18 protein-coding genes and 1 tRNA gene are annotated in these 21206 nt (G+C 34.4%); 6 read left to right on the forward strand and 13 right to left on the reverse strand.

Annotation, left to right across the window (positions count from 1 at the left end; translation table 11 throughout):
• Positions 1-10: 10 nt before the first annotated feature.
• From H7350_RS03800 to lepA, 6 genes are all read right to left on the reverse strand, one after another.
• Positions 11-1402, reverse strand: coding sequence for a hypothetical protein (locus tag H7350_RS03800; RefSeq protein ID WP_204344537.1), 1392 nt, complete (start codon positions 1400-1402; stop codon positions 11-13).
• Between the two features lie 132 nt (positions 1403-1534).
• Complete coding sequence (locus H7350_RS03805; RefSeq protein WP_204344538.1) at positions 1535-2257, reverse strand: hypothetical protein; 723 nt, start codon at positions 2255-2257, stop codon at positions 1535-1537.
• A gap of 26 nt (positions 2258-2283) precedes the next feature.
• Positions 2284-3045 carry a hypothetical protein gene (locus H7350_RS03810; RefSeq protein WP_204344539.1) on the reverse strand — a complete coding sequence of 254 codons (762 nt, stop codon included), beginning with the start codon at positions 3043-3045 and terminating at the stop codon, positions 2284-2286.
• Between the two features lie 16 nt (positions 3046-3061).
• Positions 3062-3361 carry a hypothetical protein gene (locus tag H7350_RS03815; protein WP_204344540.1) on the reverse strand — a complete coding sequence of 100 codons (300 nt, stop codon included), beginning with the start codon at positions 3359-3361 and terminating at the stop codon, positions 3062-3064.
• A gap of 160 nt (positions 3362-3521) precedes the next feature.
• Positions 3522-7556 carry a hybrid sensor histidine kinase/response regulator transcription factor gene (locus H7350_RS03820; protein WP_204344541.1) on the reverse strand — a complete coding sequence of 1345 codons (4035 nt, stop codon included), beginning with the start codon at positions 7554-7556 and terminating at the stop codon, positions 3522-3524.
• A gap of 206 nt (positions 7557-7762) precedes the next feature.
• Positions 7763-9559, reverse strand: a complete 1797-nt coding sequence (gene lepA, locus H7350_RS03825) for a translation elongation factor 4 (protein WP_204344542.1) — start codon at positions 9557-9559, stop codon at positions 7763-7765.
• 154 nt (positions 9560-9713) lie between these two features.
• On the opposite strand from lepA, the gene H7350_RS03830 reads away from it, so the two are divergent.
• On the forward strand, positions 9714-12131 hold the full coding sequence (locus H7350_RS03830) for a TonB-dependent receptor domain-containing protein (protein WP_235989251.1): 2418 nt from the start codon (positions 9714-9716) through the stop codon (positions 12129-12131).
• On the opposite strand, the gene H7350_RS03835 is transcribed toward H7350_RS03830, so the two are convergent.
• Positions 12128-13240 carry a TolB family protein gene (locus tag H7350_RS03835; protein ID WP_204344543.1) on the reverse strand — a complete coding sequence of 371 codons (1113 nt, stop codon included), beginning with the start codon at positions 13238-13240 and terminating at the stop codon, positions 12128-12130. The genes H7350_RS03830 and H7350_RS03835 overlap by 4 nt on opposite strands.
• Before the next feature lie 42 nt (positions 13241-13282).
• On the opposite strand from H7350_RS03835, the gene H7350_RS03840 reads away from it, so the two are divergent.
• Both H7350_RS03840 and H7350_RS03845 read left to right on the forward strand, forming a co-directional pair.
• A complete protein-coding gene (locus H7350_RS03840) occupies positions 13283-14518 on the forward strand; it encodes a M28 family peptidase (protein WP_204344544.1) in 1236 nt (411 codons plus the stop codon).
• Between the two features lie 9 nt (positions 14519-14527).
• A complete protein-coding gene (locus H7350_RS03845) occupies positions 14528-14920 on the forward strand; it encodes a DUF4345 family protein (protein ID WP_204344545.1) in 393 nt (130 codons plus the stop codon).
• On the opposite strand, the gene H7350_RS03850 is transcribed toward H7350_RS03845, so the two are convergent.
• From H7350_RS03850 to H7350_RS03865, 4 genes are all read right to left on the reverse strand, one after another.
• Positions 14904-15110, reverse strand: coding sequence for a hypothetical protein (locus H7350_RS03850; RefSeq protein WP_204344546.1), 207 nt, complete (start codon positions 15108-15110; stop codon positions 14904-14906). The genes H7350_RS03845 and H7350_RS03850 overlap by 17 nt on opposite strands.
• Before the next feature lie 10 nt (positions 15111-15120).
• Complete coding sequence (locus tag H7350_RS03855) at positions 15121-15324, reverse strand: hypothetical protein (RefSeq protein WP_204344547.1); 204 nt, start codon at positions 15322-15324, stop codon at positions 15121-15123.
• On the reverse strand, positions 15321-16715 hold the full coding sequence (locus H7350_RS03860; RefSeq protein WP_204344548.1) for a radical SAM protein: 1395 nt from the start codon (positions 16713-16715) through the stop codon (positions 15321-15323). The genes H7350_RS03855 and H7350_RS03860 overlap by 4 nt, the downstream gene beginning before the upstream one ends.
• A 154-nt stretch (positions 16716-16869) precedes the next feature.
• Positions 16870-17619, reverse strand: a complete 750-nt coding sequence (locus tag H7350_RS03865; protein WP_204344549.1) for a prolipoprotein diacylglyceryl transferase — start codon at positions 17617-17619, stop codon at positions 16870-16872.
• An 81-nt stretch (positions 17620-17700) separates the two neighbouring features.
• Between H7350_RS03865 and dusB the strand changes: the two genes are divergently transcribed.
• Positions 17701-18693 carry a tRNA dihydrouridine synthase DusB gene (gene dusB, locus H7350_RS03870; RefSeq protein WP_204344949.1) on the forward strand — a complete coding sequence of 331 codons (993 nt, stop codon included), beginning with the start codon at positions 17701-17703 and terminating at the stop codon, positions 18691-18693.
• A gap of 5 nt (positions 18694-18698) precedes the next feature.
• On the opposite strand, the gene H7350_RS03875 is transcribed toward dusB, so the two are convergent.
• Positions 18699-19832 carry an ABC transporter permease gene (locus tag H7350_RS03875; protein ID WP_235989252.1) on the reverse strand — a complete coding sequence of 378 codons (1134 nt, stop codon included), beginning with the start codon at positions 19830-19832 and terminating at the stop codon, positions 18699-18701.
• Positions 19833-19901: 69 nt separating this feature from the next.
• On the reverse strand, positions 19902-20300 hold the full coding sequence (gene rbfA / locus H7350_RS03880; RefSeq protein ID WP_204344551.1) for a 30S ribosome-binding factor RbfA: 399 nt from the start codon (positions 20298-20300) through the stop codon (positions 19902-19904).
• 180 nt (positions 20301-20480) lie between these two features.
• On the opposite strand from rbfA, the gene mce reads away from it, so the two are divergent.
• Complete coding sequence (gene mce, locus H7350_RS03885) at positions 20481-20885, forward strand: methylmalonyl-CoA epimerase (protein WP_204344552.1); 405 nt, start codon at positions 20481-20483, stop codon at positions 20883-20885.
• A gap of 57 nt (positions 20886-20942) precedes the next feature.
• A tRNA-Ile gene (locus tag H7350_RS03890) sits at positions 20943-21016 on the forward strand.
• The last annotated feature ends 190 nt before the right edge of the window (positions 21017-21206 follow it).

Raw genomic sequence — 21206 nt, forward strand, 5'->3', positions numbered from 1 at the left:
CCTTATATACTTAAAAAGTATGCCTTATAACTATTCTAAAGGGATTATCTTTATTAATAAATAGCGATGTTCCATCGACTTCAAATTCGCCACCACTTTCTGGCTTAAACGTAAAGCTCTCGTAGATAAATATTGGAAACTGTCCGCCAACAGACCAATCTTCACAAATTCTAATATTTATACCTCCATAGGCGCATCCGATCAGACCTGAAAAATCATCTTTAAATCCATTATTATCATTACTTCCTGTTGCATAATTTGCCATAATACCAACAACAAATTGTGTTTCTTGACTGGGTGTAGCAGCAAAATTGTATTGAAGTTTAGGACCGCCCTTAATAACACTCGAACTAAAATCTCCAAAACTTGTATGTTGATAGCTTGCTTCAGCTCCGATGTACCAGCCTTTCTCCTCGCTAGAGTTTAGCTGATATAAATATTCGCCAAACAGACAAAATGTAGTTTCTTCGAAATCTTGACCAAAGCCAACACCTGCTCCAAAGCCAATAGTTTGATCTGGCATAAGGTCATTAATACCCTCTATATCATCTACAGCTGCAAGTGGATCTGAGTAAGGAGGTTCTTCATCGTCTTCTTTTTCTCCACAGCAGTTTAGTGAAAGCACTGAAAGTGTTGTGTTTTTAGGTTTGGTAAAAGTAATTTTTGAGCCTGTTAGTATTCCTGAAACTGTAGCGGCATATTCATAACTACCATTTTTTACCTCTGTAGCGGCATCGTCATTACTACAAACACAATCCACAATTACAGTGGTCTTAATGTTCCAGGTCGCATTAGGGTAATTTATTGTTTTTATGGAGATTGTATTGGTAGCGTTATATTTGCACTTGTCGTTGATGTTGTACTCATTGTTAAACTTATAATTTGTTGTTAATCCCTTTAAGGCTTGATAGTATTCACGTAAAACGTCAATATCCTTAGATAATATTTCGCCACGGAATTCTGTATTACCTTTAATATCATTAACATCCTTTCCTGTATATGCCTTTACAAATGCTTCAAAACTGGCATCATTATTTAGAGCATGTAATGCTTTATCTGTTAGCGATTCAAATGTGCCTTTATCAAGAGTTTCGTTTATAGCTATCGCTTGTATTTTAGAAAACAAATATTCTGTTACAGAATTCAATTCATTAATATTCAGTTCTAAGTTAGATTTATTAATGCTGTTGATCAGGTCATTTGCTTTACAGGGTTTGTTATCTTTCCAATTGTGTAGTGTTTCAGTTTTTAACATCGCATTAAATGCACTTGTTAGGTTTTTTTGAGCGTCATATTTTTTTGTCAGATCATCGTTAGGAAGTGTCTGAGCATTTAAGTATGATATATTTCCAAAAATACACATCGCCACAAATACGATAATTAAGGGTGATATTGTTTTCATAATAGCTTATTTTGAATGAAAATTGAGTGTTAATTTTTTTAAAAACCCTTACTTTAATTACTAAAGCAAGGGCTCTCCACAAATTATGATTATCTATACATAACCATAGTTTTATTTACACTGCTTTTCAGATTAGTCTAATTTAATTCTTGCATAACCCATAATTAGGTTGTCTTTATTAATCCCTATCCATGTGTTTTGCTGTTCAAATTCAAAACCATCAGATTCATAATTTTGTTGAGACCATGAAGCTATTGGGATAGTTACTCCTAGGTCTAATTTAGAGCTAAGGGAATAGTTGGCTCCAACTTTTAATTCGCCTCTATATTCTGTAAGATCTTCCTTGAAGTCAAAATTTTCAAGCGTTCCAAATCCATAACTAAGGTCTATCCCATAAGTAAGGTCTAGCTTACCATTTTTACTGGCGCGATCAAATAGTGTGTATCCTGCACCAACACGAGTTACATTTAACTTGCGGTCATCAGCACTTTGTGAATGATGTGTTGCAAATCCTTTTAAATAACTGGCTGTATTGAAATTGTCTTTAGAAATTCTATGGTTATAACCAGCACCAATGCAAAATGAGGTTTCACTGTCGCCTTCGGTAGAATTTAATCCGAAGCCTCCTGATGTTTCTATAAAGTGTTGTGGGTAGGCAACTAATTGATTGTTTCTAAAGTCTTCAAGGACCTGTTCTTCAAGTTTTTTAAAGTCGATCATCCCATTTTCATCTCTAGGGATGTCTTGTCCATCAAGTTCTGCATCAAATAGAGCCGCACATCCAAAATTTGTAGATAGAAGTCCGAATAATAAAATAATACCTATCGATTTCGTTATTATAGTTTTTGTTTTCATAATATGTGGTTTTAAAAATTTATAAATTATCGTTTTGAATCTGGCAATGTAAATATTAGAGAAAGTATGAGGAGATTGTTTTTGTTTATCAACCCATAAGTTTGATTGTTTGTGACTTCATTGCCATCAGATTTCAGAGTTTGTTTTTCAACAGTTAAGAGGTCTGTTTGTATCATCATTGACCATTGTTTTGTCAATAATATGTGTAGCCCAACAAATAATCCGAAGGAAAACCTCGTGAGATCATTTTTAAACCCGTCCTCAAACTTGTTAGTTCCAAAGGCATATTTTGCAAAAACACCATATTGCGCACGAACTTGTTGAAAACGTTTAGAAAGAACAGAAAGCATCATTACTCTTAAAGAGAGGTCTAACAATCCTACCGTCAGGAATTCAGCATTGGTATAATTATATCCGACGCCAAGAGCAGCATAAGCCGCTTTATTAGAAAATGTCGCAAACCTTAGATAATATGCCGCATGTAAGCACCAAAGGGTTTCCAGATCGGTAAAACCGAAGCCTGCACCAAATGCAATCATATTAAAAGCAAAAGCGGCTAAGTTTTCCTGAGCATCATTTTGGGTTATACTTTTTGGAGCGTTAGAGAAATCGTACTGTATGTTTTCGTCCAAACTAATTTCGTAGGTTCTTAAGTCTATAGTTTCTGACGTAAGAATTGATTGATTAAAATCGAGCTCGGTATCAAATACATTTTGAGCCGTTAATACTGTAGTAATACTCATAAAAAAAACAAGTAGTACTTTGGATAATAGATGTTTAGTTTTCATAATATGTGAATTTTGGTTATTTGTATATATCTATTTTTTTAACATAAAAGCACCTGTAGACACGATTGATATCTCTTGGAGTTTTAACCATAGATTTAGCTTCGTGTCTCCAGGAGTCTAAGTCTTGGTCAGGTGCATCCTTATCTCTGCTAAACAGGCGACAATAACAATTTTTTGCTTGTCCTTTTTTAGTGCCTAGACACCAAACCTCATCATTATGTTCTATTGGTTGATTACAGTGATGATCACATAAATGATAACCATCTAGTATGCTTTGTTCTTTTCGATCTTCGGAAGTAAATAGATCGGTTTCCATAGTACTTAATAATTAATAGCAATTCGAAATTAGAGGAAGATGTGTGTTTGGGCTTTTCGTATTTTAAAAAAAGCATGTAGTAATCTTGTATCCCTTAAAAAAAGGATATACTATTTATGCATTTAAAGCATGGAGATAATTTTAATTAACTGATTTTTAGCTATTTGCGTAATGCATTTGGAGAGAACCCGAATTCTTCTTTAAAAGCTCTACTAAACCAGCCAGGACTATTAAAACCTGTTTGATAGGCAACCTCAGACACAGTAAATTCAGAATTTTGAAGTATTGTTTTTGCTTTTTGCAAACGAACTCGACGTATAAAAACAGCGGTTGAATCATCGGTTATAGCCTTTAATTTTCTATACAATTGAGACTCACTTAGGTTTAAGGTTCTTGCTAATCGCATCGAATTAAATGACGCATCTTCTAAGTGCTGTTCGATACTAAATAAAACCTTATTCATAAATGTAGCGTCTTTGTCTTCAAGGTCTTTACTCGAAATGGCATCCCAAGACGAAGCACTGGTATATTTTTGATAGAGTAATGTTCTCAGTTTAATAAGCTCTTGAATTCTTATAAAGAGTTCTGCTTTATTAAATGGCTTGGTGATAAAAGCATCGGCACCATTAGAAAGTCCTCTAATTTTATCCTGTTCTGAGGCTTTAGCAGTTAACAGTATAATTGGGATATGTGATGTTCTTTCGTCGTTCTTTAATGTTTTACAAAGTTCAAAGCCATTTTTTTCTGGCATCATAACATCACTAATGATTACATCTGGTATAAATTCAATTGCATTTTCAATACCTTCATTTCCATTATTGGCTATTATAATTTGATAATAATCTTTTAAAGCAGCATATAAGAGGTCTAAAATATCTTTATTATCATCGACTATTAATATAACTGCATCTTCTTTCTGTGAGTTTACCGAAGGTTCTGTTGTTATAGACTGAGTAGAATTAGATAACATTAATGTATCAATCAAAGGGGCTTTTAGGGATTCAACCTTTGCTGTATTTGAAATAGGGAAGCTAATATTAAATGTGCTGCCGACATGTATTTCACTTTCAACGGTTATAGAGCCATTCATGAGGTGAATTAGTTCTTTGGTAAGAGTGAGTCCGATACCCGAACCTTCTTCAGTATATTCAATATCGTTATCAACCTGATAGAATCGATCAAAGATATATGGCAAATGATGTGCTTTAATTCCTTTTCCTGAATCTTTAACATGAATCAATACAAGATTATTTTCAGTTTTTAAATGTACTATGACCTGATCATTTTTATTACAGCTTTTAATAGCATTACTCAGCAGGTTGGTCATTATTTTTTGAATGGCTTGGGCATCAAAATCGGTTATGAGTTCTTGGTTTTCTGTATAGTAAGTCAGCTGTATTCCTTTGGTTTCTGCATAAGATGAAAAATGACCGACAATTTGTTTTATATACCAAACCAAATCAGCCTGAATAAGGTTCAAAGTCATTTTTTGCTTATCAATTTTGGCAAGATCTAACATTTGATTGACCAGCTTAAGAACAGTGTCACTATTATGTTCAATGGTTTTTAATGATTTGACTGTGTCTTGGTCTTTTTTATTCTGAAATGCGTCACTTAAATTAGAGGCTACGCCTTTGATTACAGTTAATGGCGTTCTAAACTCATGCGTAATATTAGTATACAATTTGGTTTTTAACGCGTCTAATTCTTCTAATTTTTGTGTTTGTTGTTGCTGTAACTTTTTTTGTAGCTGAAAATAGTATAATGCAGATATAAATGACAAGAATATTAAAGCATAAGTTGCATATGCCACATGTGTTTTCCACCAAGGAGGTGTCACTTCCAGAGCCAATTTTAAAGGTTCGGAGTTCCAGATTTCACCTCTGGTTTTTCCTTGAACCATAAGTGTATAATCTCCTGAAGCCATATTTAAAAACTGAATTTCTTTTCGGTCTTGAAGGTCATTCCAATCCTTGTCATTGGGTAATAGTTTGTAGACGTAACTATTATTTTTTTGAGGATTAAAATCTAAATCTGAAAATTCTAAATAGAAAGGAAATTGATTATAAGCCAGCTTAATTTTAGACGCCTTATCGTCGTTTTTACTAATCAATGATTTGAAAAATTGATTGGTATTATTAATTTTTACATTGGTAAATGTTAGCGCTCCCTGTTTGTCTAATTTGCTAATATCAAAAGGATCAAAGTAGTTGTAACCATTAGTACCACCAACGTAAATAATACCATTATCATCTTTGTAACTACCTCCTAAATTAAACTCATTACCTTGTAACCCGTCATTAGCATTATAATTAATAAACCGTTCCTTATCTTTATCAAAACTGAAGATTCCTGCATTAGTTGTTAACCATAAAAGTCCCGAAAAATCTTCTTCAATGGCATAAACAACACCGTTCGTTAACCCATAATCTTCATTGTAATTTTTAAAAGTTTCGGTTTCAGAATTATATTTATTAATACCATTTAATGTTCCAATCCATAAGGTGTTATCACTATCTTCATAAATACTAAGTACTGTATTATTACTGATAGAGTTAGGGTTTTTGTCTTCGTTTTTAAACCATTTAAATTTAGGGTTATTAAAATTTGAAGACGAAAACCGCATTCGATTTAAGCCATTTTCAGTACCAATCCAATACGTATTAGTATGGTCTTTATAAACGACATAATTTACATTAGTGCTAATACTATTACTGTCGTTAGGATTATTTTTAAACTGCTGAAATCTATAATCTTTAAGTTCTAGGTCACCTATAAAACGATGAGTGCCACCTCCTAATGTGGCAATCCAAACATCACCATTGCTATCTGTATATATATTTCTAATCTTCGGATTGTTGAGGCTTAATGAATCAATTTTGTGTTTTTCAATAACAGAAAACTCTGGAAAATCTGGATTAAAAGTATCTAGTTTAGCTGTAATTATACCTTTTTGAGTACCAACCCACAGGTTCTTTTTGGAGTCTATCGCAACACTTCGTACAGTGCTATGAGGAAAGTTATTAAAATAATATGTGGTGTCATTTGTAATTAAGTGTAATCCTTCTAAAGTGCCAACCCAAAGACCTTGTCTGTTTTTTGCAAAAGTGTATACATGTTCATTTTTTAAGGTGTTTTTACGAGGCTTATTTTTTTGTACCAAGCCAAATACAGGATTTTTCAAAGTAGCTTGATAGAGTTTATCGGCACCTAACCACAAAAAATCTTCTTCAGCAAATACACAGTTAATTCTATTGGTTAACAAACCAGTTTCTTCACTAGAACCTGTATCAAAGGTTGAGGTTTGTAAAAAGGATTTTGAGTCTAAATCAAAGTTTTTACACCAAAAAAAGCCAGCATCTGTTGCTAAAAATAATTGGTCGTTCTTCGAATTTATGTCAAATACAGCAACAGTTTTATTAGTGTTTAGAGAAATGTTATGAATTTCATTTATGTCCAGATTATTATAAAACAATCCATTATCTGTTCCTATCCATATCCCATTTTTTGTTCCATAAAAGTTGTGAATTTTATGAGCTTTAAAGTCATAGTTTAGTCGTTTAAAGTCATAGTCAGTATCACCAATAGTTGCATAATACACATCTCCATCTCGTGTGCCCACCCATATTTTATTTTTAATGACGTTTAGTGCTGTAATGTTTGCTGGAGTGCTATCAAAAAACGGAATTTTAGAAACCTCTATACCATTATTTGTTATGGTTGCAATAGCCAAACCTTGATCCAAAAAAGAGGCAACAATATGACCTGTATGATTTAAAGATAGCTTGTTGCATTGAATGTTGCTAGGTAGCCTAGGAATTTCAATTTTAGTGAATTGATCTGTACTAGGTGAATAATAACAAATGCCATTATTTTTAGTTGCTATCCAAATATTACCAATAGTATCTTCGGCAAGTGCATTTATAAAGTTACCAGAAATCCCTTTAGGCTTATTTTTTTGCGATTTATAAACTTTAAATGAGTGACCATCAAAACGGTTTAAACCATCTTGAGTCCCTAACCATAAAAACCCATCACTGTCTTTAAGTATGGTGTTAATAGTTTCCTGTGAAAGCCCTTTTTCAACGCCATACTTAAAAAAATCTAACTGTTGTGCATAAAGTTTAGATGTTAGTATATAAACAAAACACAAGATAAGACCGATTGATTTTAGAAATGTGACTCTAAAACGCATGTGTATATAAAGGTTGGTTGTCCTAAATGTACAAAAAAACCGAAGAGAAATCTTCTAGGTTATGGCTAGGTTAATAAAATGAAAGTTGAGTTTTGTAACGTTTTGAATATTATAATATTAAATCATTTAAATTAAAATAAGGTGAAATAGGCATCAAAAAAACAAGAATTATGAAAGATTTAGTTTTTTTAAATGAATCCTGAGTGTTAATCATTTAATTTTAATACAGCCATAAATGCTTGTTGAGGTATTTCTACATTTCCAACTTGACGCATACGTTTTTTACCTTTTTTCTGCTTTTCTAATAACTTTCGTTTACGAGAAATATCACCACCATAACACTTTGCCGTTACATCTTTTCTAAGGGCTTTTATGGTTTCCCGAGAAATAATTTTGGCACCAATAGCAGCTTGAATTGGAATATCAAATTGCTGTCTAGGGATAAGCTCTTTTAGTTTTTCACACATTTTTTTACCAATCGTATGTGCATTATCAGCATGTATTAAAGCCGAAAGCGCATCTACGGTTTGAGCGTTTAATAAAATATCTAAACGGACTAATTTTGAGACTTTCATTCCAATTGGCGAATAATCAAACGAAGCGTAGCCTTTTGAAACTGTTTTTAATCGATCGTAAAAATCAAAGACAATTTCAGCAAGAGGCATTTCAAAGGTTAATTCAACACGTTCTGGTGTTAAATAGGTTTGGTTCATAATCATACCACGTTTTTCAATACAAAGCGACATGACATTACCAACAAAATCAGCTTTTGTAATAATGGTTGCTTTAATAAAAGGCTCTTCTACACGATTAATTGTTGTGGGTTCTGGTAAATCTGACGGATTGTTTACAATAAAAGCTTCATCAGGATTTTTATTAGTATATGCGTGATACGATACGTTAGGAACAGTTGTAATCACAGTCATATCAAATTCACGCTCCAAACGTTCTTGAATGATTTCCATGTGTAGCATTCCTAAGAATCCACAACGGAAACCAAAACCTAGAGCTGCAGAACTTTCAGGTTGAAATACTAATGAGGCATCGTTGAGCTGTAGTTTTTCCATAGAGGCACGTAGCTCTTCGTAATCTTCGGTATCTACTGGGTATATACCAGCAAAAACCATAGGTTTTACATCTTCAAAACCTTCAACAATATTTGTCGTTGGATTAGCAAAATCGGTTATGGTATCACCAACTTTTACTTCTTTAGCGGTTTTAATTCCTGTAATTAAATACCCTACATCACCTGCCTTTACACTTTTTTTAGGAACCTGATTAAGTTTCAATGTACCAACTTCATCAGCATAATACTCTTTATCTGTAGCAACAAATTTAATTTTTTGCCCTTTTTTAATTTCTCCGTTAAAGACTCTAAAATAAGTTTCAATTCCTCTAAACGTATTATAAACCGAATCAAAAATCAAGGCTTGTAATGGTGCTTCTGGATCGCCTTTTGGAGCAGGAACACGTTCGATAATAGCTTTTAAAATATTATCAACGCCAAAGCCTGTTTTTCCACTGGCATGAATAACTTCTTCAGGGTCGCAACCTAAAAGATCAACAATATCATCTGTAACCTCTTCAGGGTTTGCACTAGGCAAATCTACTTTGTTAAGCACAGGAATAATTTCTAAATCATTTTCGAGAGCGAGGTATAAGTTTGAAATGGTTTGCGCCTGTATGCTTTGTGCCGCATCTACAATCAATAATGCGCCTTCACAAGCAGCGATAGATCGTGATACTTCATATGAAAAATCAACGTGACCAGGTGTGTCAATCAAATTAAGCACATACTCTTGTCCTTCATAAGTGTATTCCATTTGAATGGCATGCGACTTAATGGTAATACCACGTTCGCGTTCCAAGTCCATACTATCTAAAAGCTGGTCTTGTTTTTCACGAGCAGTCACAGCGCCAGTAAAATCGAGTAGTCGATCGGCAAGCGTACTTTTTCCGTGGTCAATATGTGCAATAATGCAAAAATTTCTAATATGCTTCATAACATCCTAATTCATCTCGATAAAGATTTGCAAATATAATTGATTTATTACGCATAAAACGTTATAAATGTTTACAAAACCTTAATAAGTGTGGAAAAACCGTAAATACTATTTAAAAACAAATGTTATCTTGCAAGATAAAACCCTTATTAATTTGAAATTCCTACTTCATTCGATGTTGTTTTTGTTGTGCTCATTAATGAGCCAGGCGCAAGAATTATCTGTATCCGGAACAGTTGTCGATGCTAATAACCAACCTATTGAGTTTGCAACAATTATATTGATGGATCTTGATGAGAGCCGTGTTTTAAATGGTACATCTACAAATGAAAATGGAGCATTTAGTTTAAATAACCTCGAATTAAACACCTATGTTGTTAAAATTCAATTTATTGGTTATCAGGAATACAAACAAAAGATTGTACTTACAGGGCACTTAGATTTAAAAACAATTCAACTTAATGATGCTATTGAGAGTCTGGACGAAGTGAATATTACCGTCAAAAAACCAACACTCAAACGTGAGGCTGACCGACTCATTTTTAATATAGAAAATACAGCGCTTACCGAAGGCAGCATGCTGCAAGTGTTAAAAAGTACGCCAGGCGTTCTAGTTATTGGTGATGAAATAACGGTTAAAAATTCAAACCCAACAGTTTATATTAACGACAAAAAAGTTCATCTCTCTTCCGAAGATTTAAATCAACTATTTGAAGGGTCTTCAGCACATGCAATTAAGTCTGTTGAAGTGATTACCAACCCATCTGCAAAATATGATGCTGAAAGTGGCGTGGTATTAAATATCGTGATGAGTAAAAACTTGATTACGGGTTATCGAGGTAATGTGTCTACGCATTATACACAGGCTGTTTTTCCAAGGTATAATTTTGGAACAAGTCACTTTTTTAAAAATGAAGATATCAGCTTTAACATCAATTATGGGTATTCAAAAGAAAAAATCAACAGAGATGGTGATGATACCGTAAATTTTTTAGACACTTCGAATAATCTTGATGAAAGCTGGCGCTCAATTACCAACAGAAATACCTGGATAGATACTCATAACTTAAACGCTAATTTTGATTATTTTATAAATGAAAATAATACGTTAAGCTTGTCAACCAATTCACTATACGTACCTTATTTTAAGTATCGTATTTCAAATGGTACAACGATCTCTGATGCTAACGGTACTTTTTTATCACATTTTACAGCAGACAATCTATCACGTGATGACAAATATAATTTAGGCTTTGACTTAGATTTTAGCCACGATTTTACCAAAGGAAAACTAGCACTTAATACACATTTTACAACGTATAATTATGAACGCTATCAACGTGTTATAAGTGAATTTTTTGATCAGAATAACAATTTTCAAAGTACGTCAGCATTTAATACAAATGCCAATCAAGACACTCAAATTTTAGCAGCAAAAATAGATTACAGTTTGCCTATTTCAGAAAACTCAAACTTTGAAACTGGTGTTAAATTTTCATCGATTCAAACGGAAAGTGCCGTAAATCAATTTGATGTAGATACCAACACTGGAAATGAAACGATAGATTTACAAAATTCTGATGCTTTTGATTATAACGAGCATATTTATGCAGCTTATGCAAACTATTCAACCAGCACAGAGACATTCAACCTCAATGTTGGTTTAAGAGTAGAACAAACAGACCTTGAAGGTATTTCACCGTTATCTAACATCATGAATACTCAAGATTATTTAGAGCTGTTTCCAAATGTTAGTTTTCAGTATAATATTTCTGATAGTTACAGCGTGAGTGCCAATTACAAACGAAGTATTTCAAGACCAGGATATGCTAATTTAAACCCGTTTCGGTTTTTCCTGAATGAAAATTATGTTGTTACAGGTAACCCTAATTTAGTGCCAACCTTTGTAGATTATTATGAGCTTAAAACAACATTGTTTGATGGCTTGGTTACAGTTGGAGCTTATTATCAAAACTTTGATGGCGACATCTCAGAAATTCCCAGACAAAATAACACCACCAATATTATTGAATATACTTCAGTAAATTTTGATAAGACGGTTGAATATGGTTTTGACTTAGAATTGTATCATGATATTACCGACAATTGGAGTTCCTATTTTGTAACCTCCTTTTATAACCGCGAAGAAGAAACTAATTTTGGTAATGGCTTTGTCACTCAAACACAATGGTCTAATTACTCTAATTTAACAAACAGTTTTTCTTTACTAAAAGACAAGAGTTTAAATGTGTATTTTGATGTGATCTGGCTCGGAAAAAACCTTCAGGCATTTCAAACTGTTGAAGACCGATTATTTAGTCAGTTGGCCATTTCAAAAACCATCCTTAATAAACAAGGTACCATTTCTTTATCTGTAAATGATGTGTTCAATATGCATAATTTTGACGTTGCAACACGATATCAAAATCAATTCAACACGCAGTTTATTGACGTCGATGATCGTTATATAAAATTAGGGTTCAGATATAAATTCGGAAACACAAAACTTCAAACTAACGAGCGAACTACAGATTTAGAAGAACGCGATCGTTTAAACAAAAGCGGAAACTAATCCTTCCACTCTGCGATAAATAAGTTAGTATCTCTTCCGCCTCCATTGTTGCGATTTGAAGAGAAGGCTAAATACTTTCCATCATTAGAAAATACAGGAAACGCATCAAAGGTTTCGCCATGCGTCACACGTTCTAGATTCTTTCCGTCGATATCAATTAAGTATAAATTAAATGGAAATCCGCGTTCAGCCTCAAAGTTTGAAGAGAATAAAATTTTCTCTCCCGAAGGATGAAAAAACGGACTCCAGTTGGCATTACCCAAATCGGTTAACTGACGCAAATCACTTCCATCAGCATTACAGATGTAGAGTTCCATTTCGGTAGGCTCAACTAAGCCTTGAGCTAATAAATCTTTATAATCTTTTATCTCTTGTTCTGTTTTAGGACGAGATGAACGGAAAATTAATTTGGTTCCGTCAGGTGAAAAGAAAGCGCCTCCATCGTAACCCAATTCGTTGGTAATTTGCTTCACATCAGAACCATCAATATTCATGGTATATAATTCTAAATCACCACTTCGGGTTGAAGTAAATACAATTTTATCACCTTTAGGAGATACAGTTGGTTCGGCATCATAGCCAATTTCGTTGGTTAATTGCTTTACAATATTACCTTCTAAATCGGCAACAAAAATATCATAACTATCATAGATGGGCCAGATGTATTTTCCGTTTTTACGCAACGGTGTATCTGGACATTCGTCTTGCTTTAAATGTGTTGACGCATAAATGATATGTTTATTGTCTGGTAAGAAATAAGCGCAGGTTGTTCGCCCTTTTCCTGTACTTACCATGGGAGGAGCCTGATCTTTAAAAGTCTCATCTGCATGCATCAAAAACATTTGATCACAGCCTACATTCCATACTTTATTATTTGACTGAAAAACGAGTTGCTTATCATCAAAACTCCAGTAAGCCTCAGCATTATCGCCTCCAAATGTCACTTGACGAATTGATTTAAAGTGTTTTTCTTCAGGATATATTAAAGAGTCCTTTATAGCTTCAACAGTTTCTGTTTGAACTGTTTTCTCTGCTTCGGAAGTGGTTTTCGTTTCATTTTTGCAGTTGAACAGTAATAATCCGAATATAAATAGGTATATGTATTTCATGTTAATAATGACTAAATTTGTTCAAAATTAAGACTTCATAAGATGAAAAACATATTATTTATCCTTTTTTTGACTGTTTTTGTTGGCTGTAAATCAGATTCCGAAGAAAAAATCCAACCGGTAAGTATTAAGGACGATGTTTCTTTTTTAGCCGACGATAAGCTCGAAGGCCGTCAAACAGGAACCGATGGAGAAAAAGCAGCAGCAGATTATATCGCTCAACGTTTTGAACATTTAGGTTTAAAAGCCAAAGGGACTGAAGGCTACTTTCAAGCATTTTCATTTAAACCTAAAACCGATCCACATCAAGAGGTAAAGTACACCGTAAAAGATGGCGATAGTACTATTACAGGAACTAATGTGGTAGGATTTTTAGATAACCAGGCCGAACATACCATTATTATTGGTGCGCATTACGATCATTTAGGTTATGGCGCTGAAGGTTCATTATATAGAGGCGAAACAAAAGCAATTCATAATGGTGCCGATGATAATGCAAGTGGTGTTGCAGTATTACTTAACCTTGCCGACAAGTTAAAGTCTGCCAACAAAGGCAACAATTATTTGTTTATGGCTTTTTCTGGTGAAGAAATGGGATTGTTGGGTTCTAACTATTTTACAAAACACCCAACCATAGATTTAAAAAAGGCGAATTATATGATTAATATGGATATGGTTGGTCGCTTAAAGCAAGACAGTACTTTGGCAGTTTATGGTGTTGGAACATCTCCCATTTTAAAGCAGGTTGTTAAAGCCAATAACTCTAAATTTAAAATCATAGAAAATGAATCTGGTGTTGGTCCAAGTGATCATACGTCGTTTTATAATAGTGATCTTCCGGTGTTACACTTTTTTACAGGTCAGCATGAAGATTATCACAAGCCTGGTGATGACTCTGAAAAGTTGAATTATGAAGGTATGGCTACTATTTCAGACTATATTTTTGAAATCATTTCCGATTTAGACGATAATGGCAAGTTGCCATTCAGAAAAACAAAAAATGAAAGTGATAATTTACCACGATTTAAAGTTGGTTTGGGTGTAACTCCCGATTATTTATTTGATGGTAAAGGCATGCGAATTGATGGTATAAGTGAAGAAAAACCAGCTCAAAAAGCCGGACTTCAAAAAGGAGATATTGTTGTAAAATTAGGCGACAGCTTAGTTACAGACCTGAAGAGTTATATGCGCGCCTTATCAACTTATTATAAAGGTGATAAAACTAGAGTTGTAGTTAAACGTGGTGAAAATGAAGTAGAAGCAGATATTCAATTTTAATAACAGTTTGTGTCCTACAAAAAGCAAAATATTAGTTGTAAAATCCACCTGATTATTTCGGTGCTTATTGTTGTTCCCGTTGCTTTTCTCTATGCATTTTTTCCAGATGCTCAGTTCGAATTATTCCCCAAAACTATAGATGAGCACAACTTTTATAAAGCTGTAATGGGATTGTATTTAGGGTTTTCGGCACTGTGGATTTTAGGTGTTTTTAAAGCTAATTATCTTAAAACAGCATTGATTACAAACGTCATTTTTATGTTGGGTTTAGGCTCAGGACGAGTATTGAGTATGTTGATAGACGGCACACCAACTTCAGGTTATATTTTCGGAGCGGTTGCCGAAATAGGACTTGCTATATATGGCATCTGGGTATTAAAAACAGTTAAACTCCAGCCATAAGAGCGCCGCAAATACCGAAGCTAATAATGACATAAACTACAGCCAGAATGAATAATACTTTAGCGGCTTTTCTATATTTTTTATAAACTAAAGCGCCAATAATAGTTAGTAAAATAGATGGGCCGAACATGATTAATAAAATCATGATTAAAAAGCCGTCAAAGTTCATATTTGGTCCTAAAATCATCATTGTTTCTATTTTAAAATCCGAAGCCTCCACAAATTCCGAAGCCTATAATTGTATACAGCGTAGCAATAATTAAAATTATTTTTCCCTGTTTCTTATCTTTCGCGTATTTAATGAACCCGAAGATAAACAAGAATAAAGGAACGATAATTCCGAAGAAAATCATCAAAAAAATAATCCATTCCCAGCCACTACCTGATAGTACAAAAGCGGTCATATACGTTCTTTTTTAAGTTCTTCTAAGCGCTCTTTTTTATCGTCGCGATAAAACAAGTTCATGGTTTCAAATGGAATAATTTTATTGTCTTTATCCACAATATGCACACAGGACTTTTTAATGGCACGCACATCAAAATTATAAGCATCTATAAATTGCATAATGATAATTCTAAACAAATTATCATAACCCAGTTCTGGTGCATCAATATTGGGTAAACAGCATAGGATTGATTTTAAGTTTTCTTCCGCTTTTTCTACAGAATTTCCGGTACTAAACAATTCAATCATCTTGCCATGAAGCTGCTCATCTTGTTCGTAAATAATGGTGTTTTTACTGTTGTCTAATAAGTCATTCGGATTGATATATCGCGTTAACGGAAATACTTCGCCATCCAATTTTAAAGCATATCCCATGACCAAAGCGTCTGGGTTACAAGGCACAGGAAGTAAATCATCACTATTAAAAATTGAGGTTTGTTCCATGATTTTACGGCGAACTTCCGTCAAGGTCATGCGATCGGTTTCGGGATTAAAATTATCTAAACGACCTGCAATTTGTGTGGGCTGAAACGTGACGCCTCGCACACATTGTTGTTGCAGAGCGTAATCAATAATTTTTCCGATTTCACCATCATTCAACCCTTTTTGGAGCGTCACCACCAAAGTCGTTGAAAGGTTTAAGCGGTTCAGGTTATCCAAAGCCTGTTGGCGAACAGCATTTAAATCGGCGCCACGTAATTCTTGCAGCACTGCGTTTTCAAACGAGTCAAACTGAAGGTAAATCTCAAAATCTGGCGCATAGCTTTTAAGGCGTTCAGCAAAAGCAACATCTTTCGCAATTTTAATACCGTTAGTATTCAGCATTAAATGTCTAATAGGCAGCGATTTCGCATAATCCATAATGTCCCAAAACTGCGGATGGATGGTAGGCTCGCCTCCCGAAATCTGAACCACATCAGGCTCTTTTTCATTCGTAACGATGGCATCCAGCATGGCTTTAACCTCTTCCAGAGTACGATGTCTTCCATAGGTTGGCGACGACCCAGCGTAACAGGTCGGACATGTTAAATTGCAACGATCGGTCACTTCAACAACAGTCAAACAGCTGTGTTGCTCATGATCTGGGCATAACCCACAATCATAAGGACAACCATAATGCGTTTTGGTATTAAAAGTATGAGGAGTTTCGCTGGGTTTATTATAGTTTCGTATGTTTTTGTAATACGTAATATCATCGGCAATGAGCACCTTACTATTGCCATGTTCATTACAGCGTTTCAGCATGTAAACGTTTCCATTTTCAAATACAATTTTAGCGTCTACACGCCGTAAACATTCTGGGCAAAGGCTTAGTGTAAAATCGTAATAGGTGTATTTTCTAACTGGCATATTTAAGTGTTATTCTGTAGTTGGGCGTTACCTTTTGCGCTTCTGTAAGCTTTAAATCTAAAAAAATCTGGTTAAAATCTTCCAGAAGCGCAAAACGTCGGGCTATTCGCTAAATCTTTTTTTCGTACCTCAAAAAAGGATACCGCTGCTATCCCTAACGCGATTTCAAACGAGAGAATAGTTGAGCAATAGTCTTTGAATAATACAACCAACAAATTACACATAAATATTGAATAGTACTGAGTTCGAAGATGTAAAATACATTCGGTTTTAAAAATTCAATACAAAAGCGAAACCCAAAGTAAGCCAGCATAAATAGTTTAAAAAGAGTGCCATTTTTCAGTGTTTTCTTTGTCTTAAGCTGTTGTAATGCTATAAATAAGAAGACCAAAAACACCAATTCGTAAAGCGATGTTGGATGTCGTGAGAGTCCGTCACCTAAATCCATCCCAAATATGGAGCTGGTTACATTTCCGTAGGTAAATTCGTTGATACCAGAAAGGAAACAGCCAATGCGACCAATAAAAATGCCCAGAATAATAGGAAACACAAACAAGTCTCCCGAAGATGTTTTTTCTCCAATAATTGTTTTGGCAATTTCAACACCCAATAGACCACCAAATAATCCACCCATGATGGTTTTGGTATTAAGAAGCTGAATGATATTGGTTTGAGACACATCAATCAAAGGGTTTTCTAAAAACCCAACCACACGCGATCCAATTAAAGCACCTAAAGCGGCTCCAAGAATAATCGACAAGCGATTTCCTGAAGAGATATGATCATTAGATTTTCGTCGCAATACCACATAATATCTAAAGGCGATAAAAAATGCTACATATTCTAATATCAAATGTATATTAATAGCAATACCAAAAAGTTCGGGTTCAAATGGAATTGTCAAATTGGTATGGTATTTAGTTAAACCGTGTTGAAGATACACAATTACCTAAAAAACTGTAATTTTGCGCAAAATAAATCGAGTTTGGTAAAAATAGGCGATATAGAACTTCCAGATTTTCCGTTGTTGTTAGCTCCAATGGAAGATGTTAGCGATCCACCGTTTCGAGCTTTATGCAAGGAACAAGGTGCCGATGTGGTGTACACCGAGTTTATTTCCAGTGAGGGCTTAATTCGCGATGCGGCAAAAAGCGTCATGAAACTCGATATCTATGAAAAAGAACGTCCTGTTGGGATTCAGATTTTTGGAGCCAATATGGACAGTATGCTACAAACCATAGATATTGTTGAAAAATCTAATCCCGATATTATTGATATTAATTTTGGCTGTCCGGTAAAAAAGGTGGTGAGTAAAGGTGCAGGTGCAGGTATCCTAAAGGATATCTGCCTGATGGAAAGCCTAACAGCCGAAATGGTAAAACGTACTAACTTGCCAGTAACCGTTAAAACCCGTTTAGGCTGGGATCACGATTCGATTAAAATCGTTGAAGTTGCCGAACGTCTTCAGGATGTAGGTTGCAAAGCGATTTCTATCCATGGAAGAACTCGTGCTCAAATGTATAAAGGAGAAGCCGATTGGAAACCTATTGCAGCTGTAAAAAACAATCCGCGTATGCACATTCCTGTATTTGGAAATGGCGATGTAGATTCTCCTGAAAAAGCAGCGCTTATGCGTGATAGTTTTGGTTTAGATGGTTGTATGATTGGTCGTGCGACCATTGGGAATCCCTGGTTTTTTAAGCAAGTGAAGCACTTTTTTGAAACGGGTGAACATTTAGCGCCAATTTCTATGGCAGAACGCGTGGATGCCGCGAGACGTCATTTACAAATGTCTATCGATTGGAAAGGCGAAAAATTAGGTGTTTTTGAAACCAGACGTCATTACACCAATTACTTTAAGGGCATTCCAAATTTTAAAGAACACCGTATGAAAATGGTGACTAGTGACGATTCTAAAGATGTCTTTGCTGCCTTTGATGAGGTTTTAGATAAGTTTGGTAATCACCAATTTGTTTAAACGACTTAGCCTTTTACCAGCTTTTTTGTAATTCTTTGTGAGGCTAATTTTGAGGCTAATACTCCTAAAACAATAATGGTAGCCATCACTATAAAAATATTTACAACTTTCAATTCTACTGGGTAAGGTAATGATGGCGTCAGCATGATTAGCGCAAATTGTTTTTGTAAAACCACAATTATCAGTCCTAAAACCAAACCAATTATTCCAGAAAGAATAGTCATTAAACTCCCTTGTAAAAAGAAAATACGTCTGATAGCCTTAGTTGTTGTACCTAGATTAAATAAGGTGTGCAAAGATTCTTTTTTATCTAAAATCATCATGATTAGTGCGCCAATAACATTAAATAGAGCAATGATAATTACAAGTGTGAAGATGAGGTAAACCGCTACATTTTCGGTGTTGAGCATTTTATACAAGGCATCATTGAGTTGTGCTCTGTTTTTTATTTGTATGGTATCACCTAAAAGGGTTTGAAGCTGATTAGAAACTTCGGTTTGGTCAGCTTCAGGATGTAATTTAAATTCTATGGATGATATTTGATTATCATCGTAATTAAGCAGGTATCTTGCGGTTTCAATATTGGCAAAAATATATTCGTTATTGAGTTCTTCATTAATATCAAAGACGCCAATATTATAAGCTTTGATCGAATTGAACGCTCCTTTTACAGATGTTATTTGCCCTTTTCCAGGCTTTGGAACATAAATTTTTTGATGTCTGGTGAGATCTAAAACGCCGTAAGATAATTTATTAGAAATTCCGCCTCCTGATACAATTTGATCGGTATCACGTTCAAGCCAATTTCCGTAGTAAATCATCGAATCAATAGAAGTAACTGTCCTGAAATTCTCATCAACACCTTTCATCGTTACAATTTGACGCTTATTGTCAAATTCTAAAATCACGCGCTCCTCAATGGTTTTTGTAAAACTCTGGACCCCTTTTATAGATTGAATACTGCTAATATCGCTTTCAGAAAGTGTGAAAGATTTTCCTTCTACAGGAAGCGCTTTGAGATCGGGATCAACAAATGAAGAAAACTCTAAACTAAAACTTTTTAGACCAGCAAAGCCAGATAATACGATGAATAAAGCAGCTGCCGCAATAACGGTTCCTGAAGCTGCAATAATAGTCATGATATTTATAGAGTTATTACTGCTCTTAGAAAAAAGATATCGCTTCGCTATGTAAAGAGCTACATTCACTTATGACTTTTTGCGTTTGTCTAAAGTATCTTGATCTTTAATTGGGTTATCTTCTCTTTTTAGTGATTTTTCAATGCCTTCAATATATTCGAGGGAATCATCAATAAAAAATTCGAGATTAGGCATGCGACGTAATTGATTTTTAGTGCGCTGTGCTAATTCATGACGAATTAAAGGCGTGTTAGAGCGTATACCTTTAATGAGTTCAGAGGCTTCTTTATTAGGAAAGATGCTGAGGTACACTTTGGCAATAGATAAATCGGTGGTGACACTTACTTTGCTTACCGAAATAATAACACCACGTAAACCACCATCTGTAGCTGCTTTTTGTAATACATCTGCAAGATCTTGTTGCAGAACGCCGCCTATTTTTTTTTGTCTTTGAGTTTCTTGTTCCATAATGATAAATTTAAGTCGTTTTGAAACGGTCATTTAGTTTCTAATATAACGACTTTACTACAAATTGTAGCAATGCGCTGCAAAAGTAGATGATATTTAAGGATTATCTTATTTTTGATAGCAAAATTCATACCTTATATACGATTTCCGGTTTGACTACGGAAACCAAAACACGAAAACATGAAAAAAATTGAACATATTGGTATTGCAGTAAAAGATATAGAAGCATCAAATACGTTATTTGCAGCTCTTTTTGGAAAAAAGCATTATAAAACTGAAGCTGTAGAAAGCGAAGGTGTCATCACCTCTTTTTTTAAAACAGGACCTAATAAAATAGAGTTATTACAAGCGACTCATGATGAGAGTCCGATTGCAAAGTTTATTGAGAAGAAAGGCGAAGGCATTCATCATATTGCATTTGCAGTTTCAGACATAGAAAAAGAGATTGAGCGTTTAAAATCCGAAGGTTTTAAAATGATACATGAAAAACCAAAGAAAGGCGCCGACAATAAACTCATTGCTTTTTTACATCCAAAAGCAACAAATGGCGTTCTCATTGAGTTGTGTCAGGATATTGACCAATAATATTGACACAAATTTCTTGTAGAGTATTAAAATATGTAGTAATATTGCAGCCTTATTGGTCCCATAGCTCAGTTGGTTAGAGCACCTGACTCATAATCAGGTGGTCCTTGGTTCGAGCCCAAGTGGGACCACTTCATAAGACGAAAGCCTTACAGAGATGTGAGGCTTTTTTGTGTTTTATAGCCAAAGACGATTGAAGCGACTTGAAAATTGACGAACACTATCATTGAAACTTAAAAATGACACCCACTTAAATTCAATTCAATAGATTAATAGTTAAACTGAAACTAAAATTTATAGGGAGTTACTATATACTTATCT

Origin of the sequence: Psychroserpens algicola (genome assembly GCF_014526325.1) — a bacterium.
In the GTDB taxonomy this organism is placed as follows: Bacteria; Bacteroidota; Bacteroidia; order Flavobacteriales; family Flavobacteriaceae; genus Psychroserpens; species Psychroserpens algicola.